The organism is Diaphorobacter ruginosibacter (genome assembly GCF_014395975.1).
Lineage (GTDB): Bacteria > Pseudomonadota > Gammaproteobacteria > Burkholderiales > Burkholderiaceae_C > Diaphorobacter_A > Diaphorobacter_A ruginosibacter.
In genome coordinates, this window is the sequence record NZ_CP060714.1 from 3,883,367 (window position 1) to 3,898,238 (window position 14,872).

A 14,872-nucleotide genomic window follows, 5' to 3' on the forward strand; every position below is an offset into this window, starting at 1 on the left:
ATGCCGCAATGCGAGAGACCGAAATTTTATCGACCCTGCCCGCCTTCAGCCCAAAAGCGCCAGAACGCCCCTTCCGCGAGGAACGGATGCAGGTGTTCGATGCCTGCCATGTCGGCGTGGTGCTGCGTGCCGTCCTGTTCGTGGAAGCCGTGCTGGCCGCCGGCGTCATGTACCACGCCAGCTCGCCTTCGGACTGGCTTCAGCGCCTCTCGCTCGTCACCGCGGGCGCGCTTCCGGCCACGCTGGGCTGGCTGCTCTGCGCCTGCAGCCTCAAGCAACGCCTGCACGAGCTGCCCACCGTTGCGCAGTACCTGTGCGGAACGCTGCTGGGAATCATCGCGGGCACGGCCGCCAGCGGCCTGCTGGCCTGGGTGCTCCCGAGCGACGGGCCCTGGCCGTTTCTTGCCAGCGGCGTGACCGGCGGCCTGCTGGCGCTGGGCCTGGTGGCGGCGCTGCAGATGCGAGCGCGCGGCAGCACGCCCGCGGCCACCACGGCGCGCCTGACCGAACTGCAGGCCCGCATCCGCCCGCACTTCCTGTTCAATACGCTGAACAGCGCCGTGGCGCTGGTGCGCGAGGAACCCGCGAAGGCCGAGGCGCTCCTGGAGGACCTGAGCGACCTGTTCCGCCATGCACTGACGGAGCAAGGCGCCTCATCGACGCTGGAGGAAGAGATCCTGCTCGCCCAGCGCTATCTCGATATCGAGCAGGTGCGCTTCGGTGACCGCATGCGCGTGCAGTGGCAACTCGACACGCGCGCCAGCCATGCCCGACTGCCGCCACTGCTGCTACAGCCCCTGGTGGAGAATGCGGTCAAGCATGGCATCGAGCCCAGCGCCAACGGAGGCAAGCTGCGCATCAGCACCGAGTTGCGCAGCCGCCGCGTGGTCTTGCAGATCACCAACACCCTCGCCGAGAATGCTTCGGGCGAGGCACGGGCCACGCGCGGCCACGGCATTGCGCTGGCCAACGTGCGGGACCGGCTGCGCCTGCTGCACGACGTGGACTGCGACTTCAGCGCCGGTGTGCAGAATGGCCTGTACCGGGTCAGGATCTCGCTGCCCATCGCCGCCGCGCCATCCAATTAACATCCTTGAGGGAATTCCTGCGGAATGCACATTCTGATCGTCGACGATGAGGCCCTGGCCCGCAATCGGCTGCGCGCGCTGCTGAAGGATGCCGGCACCGAGTGCGGCAGCGTCCGGGAAGCCGCCAACGCCGCGGAGGCACTCGCGCTGCTGCAGGAGCGCGCGGGAGCCGATATCGACCTCGTGCTGCTCGACATCCACATGCCCGGCCAGGATGGCCTCGCGCTCGCGCAGACCATCCAGCAACTCGCCCATCCGCCGGCCATCGTGTTTGTGACCGCTCACGTCGATCATGCCGTCAGCGCCTTCGAGCTCGATGCCGCCGACTATCTCACCAAGCCCGTGCGCCTTGCCCGGCTGCAGCAGGCCATCGCCAAGGTGCAGCGCCTTCCGCGCGCTGCGGCGCAGCCACCGGTTCCGGCCGGGAATGAGCCAGCCCTCGTGATCCAGGAGCGCGGCCGCACGGTGCGCATTCCGATGGCCGAGGTGCTTTATCTCAAGGCAGAGCAGAAATATGTGACCTTGCGCACCTTCTCGCGCAGCTACATCCTGGACGGCTCGCTGCTCGAACTCGAGTCCCGCCATGCCGACCACGTCATCCGCGTGCATCGCAGCATGCTGGTGGCGCGCCGCGCACTGCGTGCGCTCGAAAAGCATTTCGACCCGGAGGAAGGCGAAGGCTGGGCCGTACGCCTGCATGGCCTGGCGGAGTTGCTGCCCGTCTCGCGCCGACAGGTCGCCTCGGTGCGCGAATCGCTGCTGCAATTCACCGATCCGGCCTCGCGCACCTGAGCCAGGGACCGAGTGCCTGCAGGCAGGCCTGCGCGGACACATGTTCGAACATTAAATTCTTTTTCGTATATCAAATACGAAAAATATCATTTATTGTTTTTAGAACCAAAAATTATGATTTGCACCTATCAAAGATGCAAACCCATCACAACAACGTTAACCCGGATCTTTGGCCCGTGTTGTTCGTCGATGGCTCTCCTTGCATCTCCCCGTCATTTTTTCCAGGGAGATAGGTACATGAATTTCAAGAAGTGGGCTCCGCTCGCCGTTGCCGCCGCCGCCGTTCTGGCCACCAGCACCGCCTGGGCCGACCGCCTGCAAGACATCAAGAAAGCCGGTGTGCTGCGCGTGGCGGCATTTGACGCCAACCCGCCATTCGGCTTTGCCGACCCCAAGACACGCAAGCTGGTGGGCTTGGACGTGGACTACGCCCAGGAGTTTGCCAAGCGCCTGGGCGTGAAACTGCAGCTCGTCCCGACCAACCCGGCCAACCGCGTGCCGCTGCTGCTCTCGAACAAGGTGGATCTGGTGCTGGCCAACTTCACCATCACCGACGAACGCGCCAAGCAGGTGAATTTCAGCGTGCCGTATTTCTCGTCCGGCACCCAGTTCATCGCCCCCAAGGGCACGCTGACCTCGGCGGAACAGCTGAACAGCCTGCGCATCGGCGTGGACAAGGGCACGACCAACGAAATCACGCTGCGCGAAAAATACCCGCAGGCCAAGCTCGTGGCCTATGACGACACGCCGTTCGCCTTCACCGCCCTGCGCAACGGCAACGTCCAGGCCATCTCACAGGACGGCCCCAAGCTCGTCGGTCTGCTCGCCACCATCAAGAACCCCGAAGAACGCGCCAAGTGGGAAGTTCCCGCCTTCACCATCTCCAACGACTACATCGGCGTAGGCATCCCCAAGGGCGAAACCGCCCTGACCGACTGGGTCAACACCACCCTCCAGGAACTCGAAGCCAACGGCCACGCCGGCAAGATCTACGACGCCTGGTTCGGCCCCCAAAGCGCCACGCCGCTGACACGCAATTTCAAGATCGGCGACAAGGCAGCGTGACACGAGGGTAGGGTCATGGGGGTATTGGTCCCCCACAGCGGGCCCCCGAAGCCCAGCGAGCACTCCCCCAACCCCCACAACGCCAAGACAGCCCCTCAGGCCAGGCGTCGAAGCCGCAGACAGTACTTTCGTACGGCAAGGCTTCGCAACAACGCCTGAGGGGCTGTATTGGCGCCTCCAAACGACCCACCCATCGAAGCCGCCAAGGCTTCGTGACGCCCTCCATGTCCCCCTTCAACGACCTGTTGGCTGGCAAGTATTGGGGATGGCTGCTGAGCGGGTGGGCTGTGACGATCGGCGCATCCCTGCTTGTCATCACTGCCTCCACCCTCCTTGGCACCCTCTTCGCCATCGCCCGCACCACCCCCATCACGGCCGTGCGCGCCGCCGCCGTCACCTACCTCTCGGCCTTCCGCAACACGCCCCTGCTCATTCAGCTCTTCTTCTGGTACTTCGGCGTGCCCGCACTGCTGCCGCCAGGCTGGATGCAGTGGCTCAACGGCCCGCACGGCGGCTCGGCGGCGGGAGGCATGGAGCTGCTGGCCTGGCCTTCCTTCGAATTCATCTCGGCCATCGTCGGCCTGATCTTCTACTCCACCGCCTACGTGGGCGAGGAAATCCGCGCGGCGCTCAACAGCGTGTCCGAGAGCCAGACCCGGGCGGCGCAGTCGCTGGGCATGACGCGCTGGCAGGCACTGCGCTACATCGTGCTGCCGCAGGGGCTTGCAAAAATAGTCTCGCCGCTGTTCGGGCAGTACATGAACATCGTCAAGAACACCTCGCTCGGCATGACCATCGGCCTGGTCGAACTGTCCTACCGCGCACGCCAGGCCGAGGCGGAGACCTTCCAGTCGTTTCAGGTCTATGGCATCACCACGCTGCTCTACATCGTGCTGATTTTTGCGCTCGACCACCTGAGCCGTGTGATCGACCAGCGCCGCCGCTGGGGGCCGTCTGCAGCCGAGGTGGCCCGCGCATGAACTTCGCAGCCCTTGCCGACGACTGGAGCTACCTGCTCCTGGGCACCTTTCCCGACGGCCCCCCGGGCGGTGCCTTGCTCACGTTGATGCTCAGCGCCATCTCGGGCGTGCTGTCCGCCGTACTGGGCCTCGCGCTCGGCATCGCGCTCGTCATGCTGCCTGGCCGTGGCTGGCCCACCGGGCTGCTGCGCAGCGGCTTGAGCTTTCTGCGCGCCATTCCGGTGCTGATGCTGATCTTCTGGATCTACTTCCTGCTGCCGGTGCTGTTCGGGCTGGATGTTCCGGGCACGTTCTCCGTGGTGTGCGCCCTGTCGCTCGTGAGCGGCGCCTATCTGGCGCACGGCGTGGCGGCCGGTATCCGCGCGATTCCCCAGGGCCAATGGAGCGCCGGCCTCGCGCTCGGCATGACGCGCTGGCAGGTGCTGCGCGAACTCGTCCTGCCCCAGGCGCTGGCCGTGATGCTGCCTTCGTTCGTGAACCAGTGGGTCACACTGATCAAGGACAGCTCGCTGGCCTACATCGTCGGCGTGGGCGAGCTCTCGTTTCTCTCATCGCAGGTGAATGCACGCCTCATGGTGCATCCCGCCGAAGTGTTTCTCTTCAGCGGTGCGATCTACTGGTTGCTGTGCTCAATACTCAACCTACTGGCCTGGAGAGTAGAAAAAAGAAGCACCCCCTGAGGCGCTACGCGCCAGTTTGGTGGGCCAAGCCAATGAGGTGTTCTGAATGACCGCCTGAGCAGCGCGCGCCCGCCTTGAACTGTTCACAACAATGCTGAGATGGCCCCTCAGACGCGACGCAAAGGCGCAGACAGTACTTTGGTACGGCAAGCCTTTGCAACAAAGTATGAGGGGCCATATCAGCACCTCCATACGAAGACTCTCGCCTCAAGCGCCGCCCGTCCATTCGTCACGCAACCCATGAGACCCGGTCTTCCGGGAAGAACCAAAACGGAACTTACCCAGCCATCAATGGCTGTGCCCGTGAGCCAGTCCGCTCACCACGGTCACGATGACGATGCCCGCCACCAGCCACGCAATCTGCGCCACCGTCTCGCGCGCGGAGAGCTGCTTCTGGAGTTGCGGAATCAGATCGGCCAGGGCCACATAGATGAAGCTGCTCGACGCAATCACCAGCAGATAGGTGAGCGCACCGTGCAGATGGCTGAGCAGGAAATATCCCGCCAGTCCCCCCAGCGCGGTGACGGCCCCGGCCAGCGACACCTTCATGAGCGCCGCCCGGCGGTTGGAGCTGCTGGAATTCATCACCACCAGATCGCCGATATGGTGCGGCACCTCGTGGGCCAGCACCGACACCGCGGCCACCACGCCCAGGCGCACGTCCGCCAGGAACGCCGAGGCGATCAGCACGCCATCGCCAAAGCAATGCACGCTGTCACCCGTGACGATGGACCAGCCACCGCTCTTGCGCTGGGAACCGGCGGAGTGTTCATGCTGGTGCACATGACCGTGATCATGGCCATGCGCGTCATGATGATGATGACCATGATCCCCGTGTCCATGGGCATGGCCATGCTCGTGCCCGTGATGCCAGAGTTCGGCCTTGTCGAGCAGAAAGAAAAATACCAGCCCCACCAGCAGCACGGCGAACAGATCATGCGCCTCCACCTGGCTCTCGAACGCTTCGGGCAACAGGTGCATGAAGGCGGTCGCCAGCAGCGCTCCCGCCGCCAGGCTCAGCAGATGCTGCGTGCCGACGCGGTTGCCGTTGCCCAGCCCCAGGCGCATCAGCAATGCCGCAATCCATACGCTTCCGATGCCAGCCGCCAGCGTGGCTCCAATGATTTCCAGTAATAACATCGCATTCAGGCAGGCAACCAAGCCCGCAGGTTGATGGTTCAACAAAAAAAGCCCCGAAGGGCTTTGCGTCTTCCTGCCTGGCTGCGAAGAACTGGCTGAGCAAGGATCCTCTGAACGAAGACGCCAAAAGAACGTGACAGATTGTCGCTCTTTTGGCAAATCCTTGCTTGCAATCAATTCACGCCGTGCGTCCTGAACCAGGCCAGCATGCGTTTCCAACCATCCTCGGCGGCCTCCTTGCGGAAGCTCGGGCGATAGTCTGCGTGAAATGCATGCGGCGCGTCCGGATAGAGCACGAACTCGGATTTCTTGGCTGCGGCAGAGCCCTGTCGAAGGGCATCTTTCATCTTATCAATCGTGTCAAGAGGGATGCCGGAATCTTTTTCACCGTACAGCCCCAGCACCGGCGCCTTGAGAATCGGGGCAATGTCGACCGGGTGCTTGGGCGTCAGGTCGCTTGGCTGCCCCACCAGCCGGCCATACCACGCCACGCCCGCCTTCACCGGCCCATGGGCCGAATACAGCCAGGTGATGCGCCCGCCCCAGCAGAAGCCGGTGATGCCCAGCCTGGCAACGTCGCCGCCGTTCGCACCCGCCCATTTCACGGTCGCGTCGAGATCGGCCATGACCTGCGCATCGGGCACCTTGGAGATCACCTCGCTCATCAGCTTGGACATCTCGCCATACGACATCGGATCGCCCTGCCGCGCGAACAGGTCCGGCGCGATCGCCATGTAGCCTTCCTTGGCCAGGCGGCGGCAGGTGTCCGCGATGTAGTCGTGCACTCCGAAGATTTCGGAGATCACCAGGACCACGGGCAGGTTCTTCTTGCCCTCAGGCGCGGCGCGGTAGGCGTTGACCTGAAAGCCATTCACATCGAAATGCACATCGCCCACCGTGAGCCCGTCCGCCGGTGTCTTGATGGCCGTCTGCGCACAGACCGGCAGCACGGAGGCCGCATAGCCCACGCCCAGCGCCACCTTCAGCGCCGTGCGGCGCGAGGCGCCCGCTTCCGATGTCTGGCCTGGCAGCAGCGAGTCGAGATCGCGCTTCATGTCGTCATGCTTCATGGTCTGTCTCCTGAGGGTGAGTACGGGGTGACCGGACAGTCTACAGGCATGCGCGTGCGGCAGGCACGCCTCGCCCCGGGATCCGCGGCGGTTTCCGAAAGCCGTCCGCTCCGCCGGGCGCTGCTCAGCGCGCGTCGTGCGAATGGATCTGCAGCGCCTCGAGGAAGCGGGACACCATGTTGTAGGCCGCCACCGTGGCCGTGAGCTCCACCAGTTGCTGCGCATCGAAATGCGCGGACACCGCGGAGAACACCGCATCGGGAACCTGGATGTCGCGTGTCATCGCATCGGTGTAGGCGAGCACGGCGCGCTCGCGGGCATCGAACTGCGTGCCCGCCTGCCATTCGCCCAGTGCGTCCAGTTGGGCCTGCGTCATGCCCTCCCGCAGCGCGATCGGCGCATGCTGCTCGGCCTCGTAGGGCGCATGATTGAGCAGCGCCACGCGCATGATCACCATCTCGCGGATCGCGCCGCCCAGCGACGATTTCTGGCGGATGGCCGTCAGGTAGTTCAGCCAGCCCTCGGCCACCGGCGGACTGTTGAGCAGCATCTGGTAGAGATGCAGGATGCTGCCGCGCTCGGCGATGATGCGGTCCGCGAGCGGCTTGACCGCCGGGCTCTGCGCGTCGGCATAGGGGATACGGGCCATGGTTGCGAGATTCCTTGCAATGAGTGATCGGCGTGCGCCGAAGAAGAGGGATAGGGTTTCAGTCGCTCGTGACGATCTTGCGCTTGACCAGGTCGGCCATCACATCCGAATCCTTGCGGACCCGTGCCGAAAACTCCTCCGGCGTGCCGCTCACCACGTCGAACGCGTTCTCGGCAAACTTCTTTTCCACCAGTGGGTCGTGCATCGTTTCCTGCGTCGCCTTGAGGATCCGGCTCCGCACCTGCGGCGGCAATCCGGGTGGCGCGACCAGGCCGATCCAGGTCGGGAATTCGAATCCGGGAACCAGCTCGTTCATTGCAGGAACGTCCGGCAGCAGGGCCGAGCGCCTGGGCGAGCTCACCGCCAGGGCGCGCAGCTTGCCCGCCTTGATCTGCGGAAGCATCACCGACAACCCTGCGAACGCATAGTCGATGTGGCCGCCCAGCAGGTCGGTGAGCAGCGGCGCGGCGCCCTTGTACGGCACATGCTCGGTCTTCAGGCCCTTGGCCAGCGAGAGCTGCGCGCTGTTCACATGTCCGGCCGATGCCGTTCCCGCCGAGCCGTACGAGCTCTTGGGGTGGGCTTTCAGGTAGGCCACCAGTTCGTCGAAACTCTTCACGGGCAGTTCATTGCGCGTAACCAGCACCTGCGGCGTGGTGACCAGCAGGCTCAGGTAGTCGAAGTCCTTGAAGGTGTCGAACGGCAGGTTCTTCACGGTGTGGTGGTTCACAGCCTGCGAGTCGAGTGCCAGCATCAGCGTGTAGCCGTCCGGCCTGGAGCGGTGAAGATCCCCGGCACCCAGCGAGCCGCTGGCACCGGGCTTGTTCTCGATGACGATCGACTGCCCCAGCTTCTCGCCCAGCGTGGCGCCGATGATGCGCGCCGTCTGGTCCACCGCGCCGCCGGGGGCGAACGGCACGATCAGGCGGATCGGCTGGGCGGGATAGGTCTGCGACCACGCGGCGGGCGCGCCAAGGCAGGCCAGCACAGCGCCCGCGCAGGCAAGCCAGACGCGGCGGCGAACGGGTTGGGTGTTCATGTCGGAAGTCTCCTTGTCGAAAGTCTCGTTGTGATGGCTAGGAAGGGCTCGTCCCTTCACACCGCGCAGGACATCCGGCCTCAGCGCGTCGCCGCGACCAGGCCGCCGTCGACCACGATCTCGGTGCCGGTGACATAGCGGCTCTCGTCCGCGGCGAGAAACAGCACGGCATGCGCGGTGTCCCAGCCCGTACCCATGTGCTTCATCGGCACCTGGTTGTTGCGCGTGTTGATGAAGCCCTCGGTATCGCCCTTGGCGTACTTCGCGGCCAGGCCTTCGAGCAGGGGCGTATGCATCAGCCCCGGCACCACGCAGTTCATCCGGATGCCCTCGGGCGCATGGATCACGGCCGATGTGTGCGTGAAGTGCAGCAGGCCTGCCTTCGCCGCCGCGTAGGCCACCTGCGGCTTGCCGATATAGCGCAGCCCCGCCACCGATGCCACGTTCACGATCGCGCCGCCTCCCTGCGCCCGCATATGGGGGATCACATGCTTGCAGCTCAGGAACGCGCTCTTGAGATTCACCTGCATCTGCGCGTCCCACACCGCCTCGTCCATGTCGACCGGGCCTCCGGGCTGCGACAGGCCCACGTTGTTGACCAGGATATCGATGCGGCCGAAGCGCTCGATGCAGGCCTGCACCGTCCTGTGCACATCGTCCGCACGCGTGGCGTCGCAGGCCAGCACATGGGCCGTGCCGCCTTCCTGCTCGATGAGCTGCCGGGTCTGCTCCGCGTTCGAGAGCACCAGATCGGTGCCGAACACCTGCGCGCCCTGCCGCGCCATCAGAACCGCCGTGGCGCGCCCGTTGCCCCAGCCGTCGGCCACCGCGCCACAGCCCATGACCAATGCCACCTTGCCTTTGAGATCCAGCACCTTCTCTCCTTGTATCGGGTTGGTGGCTGCATCCTAGGCAAGGCTCATTTATTTTTGAAATTCTTTCTATCTATCCATTTATAGAATGAAGGCATGAATATTTCCCCACGCCAGCTGCGCATGTTCCTCGCGCTCGCCGAGTCGCTCAACTTCAGCAAGACCGCCGAGCAGCTGTTCATCACCCAGCCCTCGCTGAGCAAGGCGATCCGGGACCTGGAGGAGTCGCTGGCCGTCACGCTGTTCGAGCGCACAACGCGCAGCGTACAGCTTACGGAAAGCGGCCGGCAGCTGGCGGCCCTCGCGCGGACCGTGGTCGGGGAATACGATGCGGGCCTCAGGCACATGCGCAACGCCGCCGAACGCGAGGCCCAGCAACTACGCATCGCCTCGCTGCCGTCGCTCGCCAACGTGATGCTGCCGCAGGTCTGCGCGCGCCTGGAGGCTAGGCACAAGGCGCCGCGCATCACGATCCACGATTGCACCAACAACGCGTGCATCGAGCGTGTGATGAACTACCAGGTGGATTTCGCGCTGGCATCCGTCGCGCCATCGCATCCCGAACTCAGGTATGAGGAGGTACTGCGCGACCGGTTCGTGCTGCTGTCCTGCGGCGCCTGGCGCCGGCGTGTCGCCGACGAGGTCATGCTCGAGGACCTGCTGAAGCTGCCGGTGATCAGCATGACGGACGCGAGCACCGCCATGCGCTACATCAGCGCCGCGCTGCTGCAGCGTGGCGTGGAATTCCGCCCGAAGATGCAGCTCGACCAGGTGGGCACGATCGCCGGCTTCCTGAAGCAGGGGCTCGGCGTCGCGGTGCTGCCCTACCTGGGCATGATGCCCATGGTGCATCTCGGGGGCATGAAGATCTCGGCCATCGCCGACGGACCGCTGCGGTCAGTGGGCGTGGTCAGCCGCCGCCAGGGCTCGGCCTCATCGATCGCGGAGGCCGCGATGCGAGAGATTCGCCAGGTCGCCAGCGAACTCATGGAAGCGCACACCCATTGGCTGCTGCCTGCACACAGCTAGGGAAGCTCTGCACGCATCCCCTCGATGCATGCCGGCGCGGACTCGGGCAGAGCGTCCCATCCCTAGTGTGCTTTCTCCCAATTCGGTCCGAAGCCCACCTCCGCCAGCAGGGGCACCTTCAGCTCGGCGATATCGGCCATCATGCGCGGCACTTCGGTGCGCACCCACTCGATCTCGCTCTGCGGCAACTCGAACACCAGTTCATCGTGCACCTGCATGATCATCAGTACATCGGGCTTCCTGGCATCCAGCTCCTTCTGCACCGCCACCATGGCCATCTTGATGAGGTCGGCCGCCGTGCCCTGCATGGGGGCGTTGATGGCCGCGCGCTCCGCACCGCTGCGGCGCGGGCCGTTCGGCGAGTTGATTTCGGGCAGATACAGCCGCCTGCCGAACACGGTCTCCACATAGCCTTGCGACTTGGCCTGCAGCTTGGTCTCGTCCATGTACTGCTTCACGCCCGGATAGCGCTGGAAGTACCGGTCGATGTAGGCCGCAGCGGCCTTGGTCTCGATGCCCAGGTTCTTCGCCAGGCCGAAGCTGCTCATGCCGTAGATCAGCCCGAAGTTGATCACCTTGGCATAACGGCGCTGCTCGCTAGAGACCTGGTCCACCGGCACGCCGAACACCTCGGACGCCGTGGCACGGTGCACGTCGATGCCATCGTGGAAGGCCCTGAGCAGCGATTCATCGCCGCTGATGTGGGCCATGATGCGCAGCTCGATCTGGCTGTAGTCGGCACTCGCGATCACGCGGCCCTCGGGCGCGATGAAGGCCTCGCGCACGCGGCGGCCTTCCGCCGTACGCACGGGGATGTTCTGCAGATTGGGATCGTTGCTCGACAGGCGCCCCGTCACCGCCACTGCCTGCGCGTAGTGCGTGTGCACACGGCCGTTGCCGGGATCGGCCAGCAGCGCCAGCTTGTCCGTGTAGGTGCCCTTGAGCTTGGAGAGCGAACGATGCTCCAGGAGCTTCGCGGGCAGCGGATAGTCCTCCGCGAGCTTTTCCAGCACCTCCTCATCGGTGGAGCGTGCGCCCGTCGCCGTCTTCTTCACCACCGGCATGCCGAGCTTGTCGAAGAAGATCTCGCCGAGCTGCTTGGGGCTCGACAGGTTGAACGGCTGGCCCGCGATCTCGTAGGCCTCGTTCTCGAGCTGCACGATGCGCTGACCCAGGTCGTTGCTCTGCCGTGCCAGCTCCGCCGCATCGATCAGCACGCCATTGCGCTCGATGCGGAACAGCACTTCGCTGGTCTGCATTTCCAGTTCGTAGATGCCGCGCAGCCTGTCGCTTGCCTCGAGCTGCGGCCACAGCACGCGGTGCACGTCCAGCGTCTGGTCGGAGTCCTCGCATGAATAGGCCGCCGCCTTCTCCACCGGCACCTGGGAGAACGGGATCTGCTTGGCACCCTTGCCGCACAGGTCCTCATAGGTGATGCCGCTGCGGCCGGTGTGGCGATCGGCCAGGCTCGACAGCCCATGCGGCTTGTGCACCTCGAGCACATAGCTCTCCAGCATGGTGTCGTGCTGGTAGCCGCGCACGTCGATGCCGTGGTTCGCGAACACGTGGCGGTCGTACTTGATGTGCTGGCCCAGCTTCTTCCTGGACTCATCCTCGAGCCAGGGCTTGAGCTTGGCGAGCACGAGCTCGACCGGAAGCTGCTCGGGCGCATCCGGGCCATCGTGCGCCACGGGAACGTAGGCGGCGCTGCCCACGTCCACGCTGAAGCTGATGCCGACGATGCGCGCCAGCTGTTCGTCCAGCGAGGTGGTTTCGGTATCGATGGCCGTGAGCTCCGCCGCGTCGATCTTTGCGATCCAGCGATCGAGCTCCGCCTCGGTCAGCAACGTTTCATAGACCACGTCGCGATGCTGGGCCAGCACCGCGATCTCGGTGGTGATCGCATCCTCGGCACCGAAGAGGTCCTCCTGTCCACCGGCTGCGGTGGGGGCAGCTGCCGCCGGCTGGGCCACGGCACTGCCAAGCGTGCGTGCCAGCCCCTTGAAGCCGAATTTCTCGTAGAACGGCAGCAATGCTGCGCCATCGGGCTCTGCCAGAGTGATCGACTCGAGCGCAGGCAGCCCGACGACATATTCGCCAAGCTCGCAATCGGTCTTCATGGTGACCAGCTGGCGGCTGAGTGCGAGCTGGCCCGAGGCAATCGCATCGCGCAGGTTCTGGCCCGCGACACCCTTGATGTCCCCGGCATTCGCGATCAACTGGTCGAGCGAACCATGCTCCAGCAGCCACTTCGATGCGGTCTTGGGTCCCACCTTGGCCACGCCGGGTACGTTGTCCACGGCATCGCCCACCAGGGCCTGGTAGTCGATCATCAGCGCGGGCGGCACGCCGAACTCGGCCGTCACGCCCGCCACGTCGCGCTTCTTGCCGTTCATCGTGTCGATGATGGTGATGCGCTCGTTCACCAGTTGCGAAAGATCCTTGTCGCCACTGGAGACCACCACGTCGATGCCCTGCTCCGACGCCAAGCGCGCCAGCGTGGCGATCACGTCGTCGGCCTCGACACCCGGCACCGCGAGCACCTTCCAGCCGAGCATCTTCACCACCTCGTGGATCGGCTCGATCTGCGAGCGCAGGTCGTCGGGCATGGGCGCGCGCTGTGCCTTGTAGTCGGTGTACAGCGCGTCACGGAACGTCGGGCCGCTCGCGTCGAACACGCAGACCGCGTAGTCTGCCGTCACGTCCTTGCGCAGCGCCTGCATCATGTTGATCATGCCGCGGATCGCGCCCGTGGCCGCGCTCGCCGGATCGCCCGGAACGGCACGCAGATCGGGCATGGCATGGAAGGCGCGGTAGAGGTAGCTGGAGCCGTCCACCAGCACCAGGGTCTTGGAATTGCTCATCCCGCCATTGTGCCGTGACAGCGGGTGGGCCGCAGGGCCTGCACGCCCCGGCAAGGCAGCCAACTTCCGGGGAAATGACAACGCCATGACCACCCGCTCTACAATCAAGGCATGCGCGCCGCAACTTCCCTCCTCTCCGCCCTGCTGCTGACCCTGGTGTCCAGCGGCCCGGCCTTTGCCCAGAATCCTGCGCAGGCTCCCGCCCAGACCATGCCCGACTCTTCGGCAACGCTCCCAAGACAGGAGCATTCCGGGGAAGACCGCCACAACCAGCGCATCGAACGCCTGACCGTGGAAGACGGGGGCAGCCGCGTCGACGAGCTTCGCGTGGGCGGCCAGACCCAGAGCATCAAGGTCAAGCCCAAGTCGGCAGGCGGTGGCATTCCCGAGTACGAGGTCATCCCGAACAATGGCACACGCGATGGCGGCCCGAGCCGCAGCGGTGCAGAGACCATGACCGCACCGCGCGTCTGGAAGCTCGGCACCTTCTGAACGCTTGCCGGAGCCAGGCGTCCCTGCATTGCCGCAGGTTCGTGGGGATCCATGCGCACCTGCGCCGTTCCTCAACCGCTTTCATCTTTCACTCACTGTTTCATCGAGCTAGCTGACCCATGGCCGTCTTCACCGAAGTCTCCAACAAAGAGGCGCGCGACCTGCTGCGCCGTTTGCAACTGGGCACATTGACGGAGTTGCGCGGCATCGAGGGCGGCATCGAGAACACCAACTACTTCCTCACGTCCAGCGAAGGCGAGTACGTCCTCACGCTGTTCGAGCGCCTGACCGCGCAGCAGCTGCCGTTCTACCTGCACCTGATGAAGCACCTGGCGCACGGCGGCATCCCCGTGCCCGACCCGGCGGCCGACAAGAGCGGCGACATCCTCCACACCGTGGCGGGCAAGCCTGCCGCCGTTGTCAACAAGCTGCGCGGCAAGAGCCAGCTGGCGCCCGAGGCCGTGCACTGCGCCGCCGTGGGCACGATGCTCGCGCGCATGCACCTCGCGGGCCGCGACTACGACCGCATGCAGCCCAATCTGCGAGGGCTCGACTGGTGGAACGAGACCGTGCCCGTCGTGCTGCCCCATATCGGCGAGGAACAGAGGGCATTGCTCGCATCGGAGCTGGCCTACCAGAACCACGTCGCGGCCTCGTCCGAATACACGGCGCTGCCGCGCGGCCCCGTGCATGCCGACCTCTTCCGCGACAACGTGATGTTCGACGGCGAGGAGCTCACCGGCTTCTTCGACTTCTACTTTGCCGGGGTGGACACCTGGCTGTTCGACCTGTCGGTCTGCCTGAACGACTGGTGCATCGACCTGCCCACCGGCGTGCACGACGCCGTGCGTGCGAGCGCCATGCTCGATGCCTACCAGGCCGTGCGGCCGCTGACCACCGCGGAGCGCACGCTGCTGCCCGCCATGCTGCGCGCCGGGGCGCTCCGCTTCTGGATTTCGCGCCTGTGGGACTTCTACCTTCCACGCGAGGCGTCGATGCTCAAGCCGCACGACCCCACGCACTTCGAGCGCGTGCTTCAGGGGCGCATCGCGCATCCACTTCATCCATGACGCCAACGCGGCAATGCCCTGGATCGCCTCGGTTTCTGGCGT

Annotated in this window: 14 protein-coding genes; 8 read left to right on the top strand and 6 right to left on the bottom strand. The window is 65.1% G+C overall.

What is annotated here, in order from left to right; all coding sequences use genetic code 11:
* Nucleotides 1-8 precede the first annotated feature (8 nt).
* From H9K76_RS17655 to H9K76_RS17675, 5 genes are all read left to right on the top strand, one after another.
* Nucleotides 9-1,088 carry a sensor histidine kinase gene (locus H9K76_RS17655; protein WP_187596622.1) on the top strand — a complete coding sequence of 360 codons (1,080 nt, stop codon included), beginning with the start codon at nucleotides 9-11 and terminating at the stop codon, nucleotides 1,086-1,088.
* Between the two features lie 24 nt (nucleotides 1,089-1,112).
* Nucleotides 1,113-1,880 carry a LytR/AlgR family response regulator transcription factor gene (locus tag H9K76_RS17660; RefSeq protein ID WP_187596623.1) on the top strand — a complete coding sequence of 256 codons (768 nt, stop codon included), beginning with the start codon at nucleotides 1,113-1,115 and terminating at the stop codon, nucleotides 1,878-1,880.
* 237 nt (nucleotides 1,881-2,117) lie between these two features.
* Nucleotides 2,118-2,945, top strand: a complete 828-nt coding sequence (locus H9K76_RS17665) for an ABC transporter substrate-binding protein (RefSeq protein ID WP_187596624.1) — start codon at nucleotides 2,118-2,120, stop codon at nucleotides 2,943-2,945.
* A gap of 224 nt (nucleotides 2,946-3,169) precedes the next feature.
* Nucleotides 3,170-3,925, top strand: coding sequence for an amino acid ABC transporter permease (locus H9K76_RS17670; protein WP_187596625.1), 756 nt, complete (start codon nucleotides 3,170-3,172; stop codon nucleotides 3,923-3,925).
* Nucleotides 3,922-4,605, top strand: coding sequence for an amino acid ABC transporter permease (locus H9K76_RS17675; protein WP_187596626.1), 684 nt, complete (start codon nucleotides 3,922-3,924; stop codon nucleotides 4,603-4,605). Before H9K76_RS17670 ends, H9K76_RS17675 begins: the two co-directional genes overlap by 4 nt.
* Before the next feature lie 288 nt (nucleotides 4,606-4,893).
* On the opposite strand, the gene H9K76_RS17680 is transcribed toward H9K76_RS17675, so the two are convergent.
* From H9K76_RS17680 to H9K76_RS17700, 5 genes are all read right to left on the bottom strand, one after another.
* Nucleotides 4,894-5,745, bottom strand: a complete 852-nt coding sequence (locus tag H9K76_RS17680; protein WP_187596627.1) for a ZIP family metal transporter — start codon at nucleotides 5,743-5,745, stop codon at nucleotides 4,894-4,896.
* Between the two features lie 173 nt (nucleotides 5,746-5,918).
* Nucleotides 5,919-6,815 (bottom strand): dienelactone hydrolase family protein, encoded by an 897-nt coding sequence (locus H9K76_RS17685; protein WP_187596628.1) that lies wholly within the window; start codon nucleotides 6,813-6,815, stop codon nucleotides 5,919-5,921.
* A 124-nt stretch (nucleotides 6,816-6,939) separates the two neighbouring features.
* Nucleotides 6,940-7,464 carry a carboxymuconolactone decarboxylase family protein gene (locus tag H9K76_RS17690; protein WP_187596629.1) on the bottom strand — a complete coding sequence of 175 codons (525 nt, stop codon included), beginning with the start codon at nucleotides 7,462-7,464 and terminating at the stop codon, nucleotides 6,940-6,942.
* A 58-nt stretch (nucleotides 7,465-7,522) separates the two neighbouring features.
* Complete coding sequence (locus H9K76_RS17695) at nucleotides 7,523-8,503, bottom strand: Bug family tripartite tricarboxylate transporter substrate binding protein (RefSeq protein ID WP_187596630.1); 981 nt, start codon at nucleotides 8,501-8,503, stop codon at nucleotides 7,523-7,525.
* Between the two features lie 80 nt (nucleotides 8,504-8,583).
* On the bottom strand, nucleotides 8,584-9,378 hold the full coding sequence (locus tag H9K76_RS17700; RefSeq protein WP_246475112.1) for an SDR family NAD(P)-dependent oxidoreductase: 795 nt from the start codon (nucleotides 9,376-9,378) through the stop codon (nucleotides 8,584-8,586).
* A gap of 93 nt (nucleotides 9,379-9,471) precedes the next feature.
* Here H9K76_RS17700 and H9K76_RS17705 point away from each other — a divergent pair, with 93 nt between their 5' ends.
* A complete protein-coding gene (locus H9K76_RS17705; protein ID WP_187596631.1) occupies nucleotides 9,472-10,404 on the top strand; it encodes a LysR family transcriptional regulator in 933 nt (310 codons plus the stop codon).
* Nucleotides 10,405-10,466: 62 nt separating this feature from the next.
* Here H9K76_RS17705 and polA read toward each other — a convergent pair whose 3' ends face one another.
* Nucleotides 10,467-13,268 (bottom strand): DNA polymerase I, encoded by a 2,802-nt coding sequence (gene polA / locus H9K76_RS17710; protein WP_187596632.1) that lies wholly within the window; start codon nucleotides 13,266-13,268, stop codon nucleotides 10,467-10,469.
* A gap of 111 nt (nucleotides 13,269-13,379) precedes the next feature.
* Here polA and H9K76_RS17715 point away from each other — a divergent pair, with 111 nt between their 5' ends.
* Both H9K76_RS17715 and H9K76_RS17720 read left to right on the top strand, forming a co-directional pair.
* Nucleotides 13,380-13,760 carry a hypothetical protein gene (locus H9K76_RS17715; RefSeq protein WP_187596633.1) on the top strand — a complete coding sequence of 127 codons (381 nt, stop codon included), beginning with the start codon at nucleotides 13,380-13,382 and terminating at the stop codon, nucleotides 13,758-13,760.
* A gap of 119 nt (nucleotides 13,761-13,879) precedes the next feature.
* Complete coding sequence (locus H9K76_RS17720; protein ID WP_187596634.1) at nucleotides 13,880-14,830, top strand: homoserine kinase; 951 nt, start codon at nucleotides 13,880-13,882, stop codon at nucleotides 14,828-14,830.
* The last annotated feature ends 42 nt before the right edge of the window (nucleotides 14,831-14,872 follow it).

What these genes read in the sequence shown, in the direction of transcription:
- H9K76_RS17655 (WP_187596622.1), top strand. Translation starts at nt 9, where the DNA reads ATGCGAGAGACCGAAATTTTATCGACCCTGCCCGCCTTCAGCCCAAAA.
- H9K76_RS17660 (WP_187596623.1), top strand. Translation starts at nt 1,113, where the DNA reads ATGCACATTCTGATCGTCGACGATGAGGCCCTGGCCCGCAATCGGCTG.
- H9K76_RS17665 (WP_187596624.1), top strand. Translation starts at nt 2,118, where the DNA reads ATGAATTTCAAGAAGTGGGCTCCGCTCGCCGTTGCCGCCGCCGCCGTT.
- H9K76_RS17670 (WP_187596625.1), top strand. Translation starts at nt 3,170, where the DNA reads ATGTCCCCCTTCAACGACCTGTTGGCTGGCAAGTATTGGGGATGGCTG.
- H9K76_RS17675 (WP_187596626.1), top strand. Translation starts at nt 3,922, where the DNA reads ATGAACTTCGCAGCCCTTGCCGACGACTGGAGCTACCTGCTCCTGGGC.
- H9K76_RS17680 (WP_187596627.1), bottom strand. Translation starts at nt 5,745, where the DNA reads ATGTTATTACTGGAAATCATTGGAGCCACGCTGGCGGCTGGCATCGGA.
- H9K76_RS17685 (WP_187596628.1), bottom strand. Translation starts at nt 6,815, where the DNA reads ATGAAGCATGACGACATGAAGCGCGATCTCGACTCGCTGCTGCCAGGC.
- H9K76_RS17690 (WP_187596629.1), bottom strand. Translation starts at nt 7,464, where the DNA reads ATGGCCCGTATCCCCTATGCCGACGCGCAGAGCCCGGCGGTCAAGCCG.
- H9K76_RS17695 (WP_187596630.1), bottom strand. Translation starts at nt 8,503, where the DNA reads ATGAACACCCAACCCGTTCGCCGCCGCGTCTGGCTTGCCTGCGCGGGC.
- H9K76_RS17705 (WP_187596631.1), top strand. Translation starts at nt 9,472, where the DNA reads ATGAATATTTCCCCACGCCAGCTGCGCATGTTCCTCGCGCTCGCCGAG.
- polA (WP_187596632.1), bottom strand. Translation starts at nt 13,268, where the DNA reads ATGAGCAATTCCAAGACCCTGGTGCTGGTGGACGGCTCCAGCTACCTC.
- H9K76_RS17715 (WP_187596633.1), top strand. Translation starts at nt 13,380, where the DNA reads ATGCGCGCCGCAACTTCCCTCCTCTCCGCCCTGCTGCTGACCCTGGTG.
- H9K76_RS17720 (WP_187596634.1), top strand. Translation starts at nt 13,880, where the DNA reads ATGGCCGTCTTCACCGAAGTCTCCAACAAAGAGGCGCGCGACCTGCTG.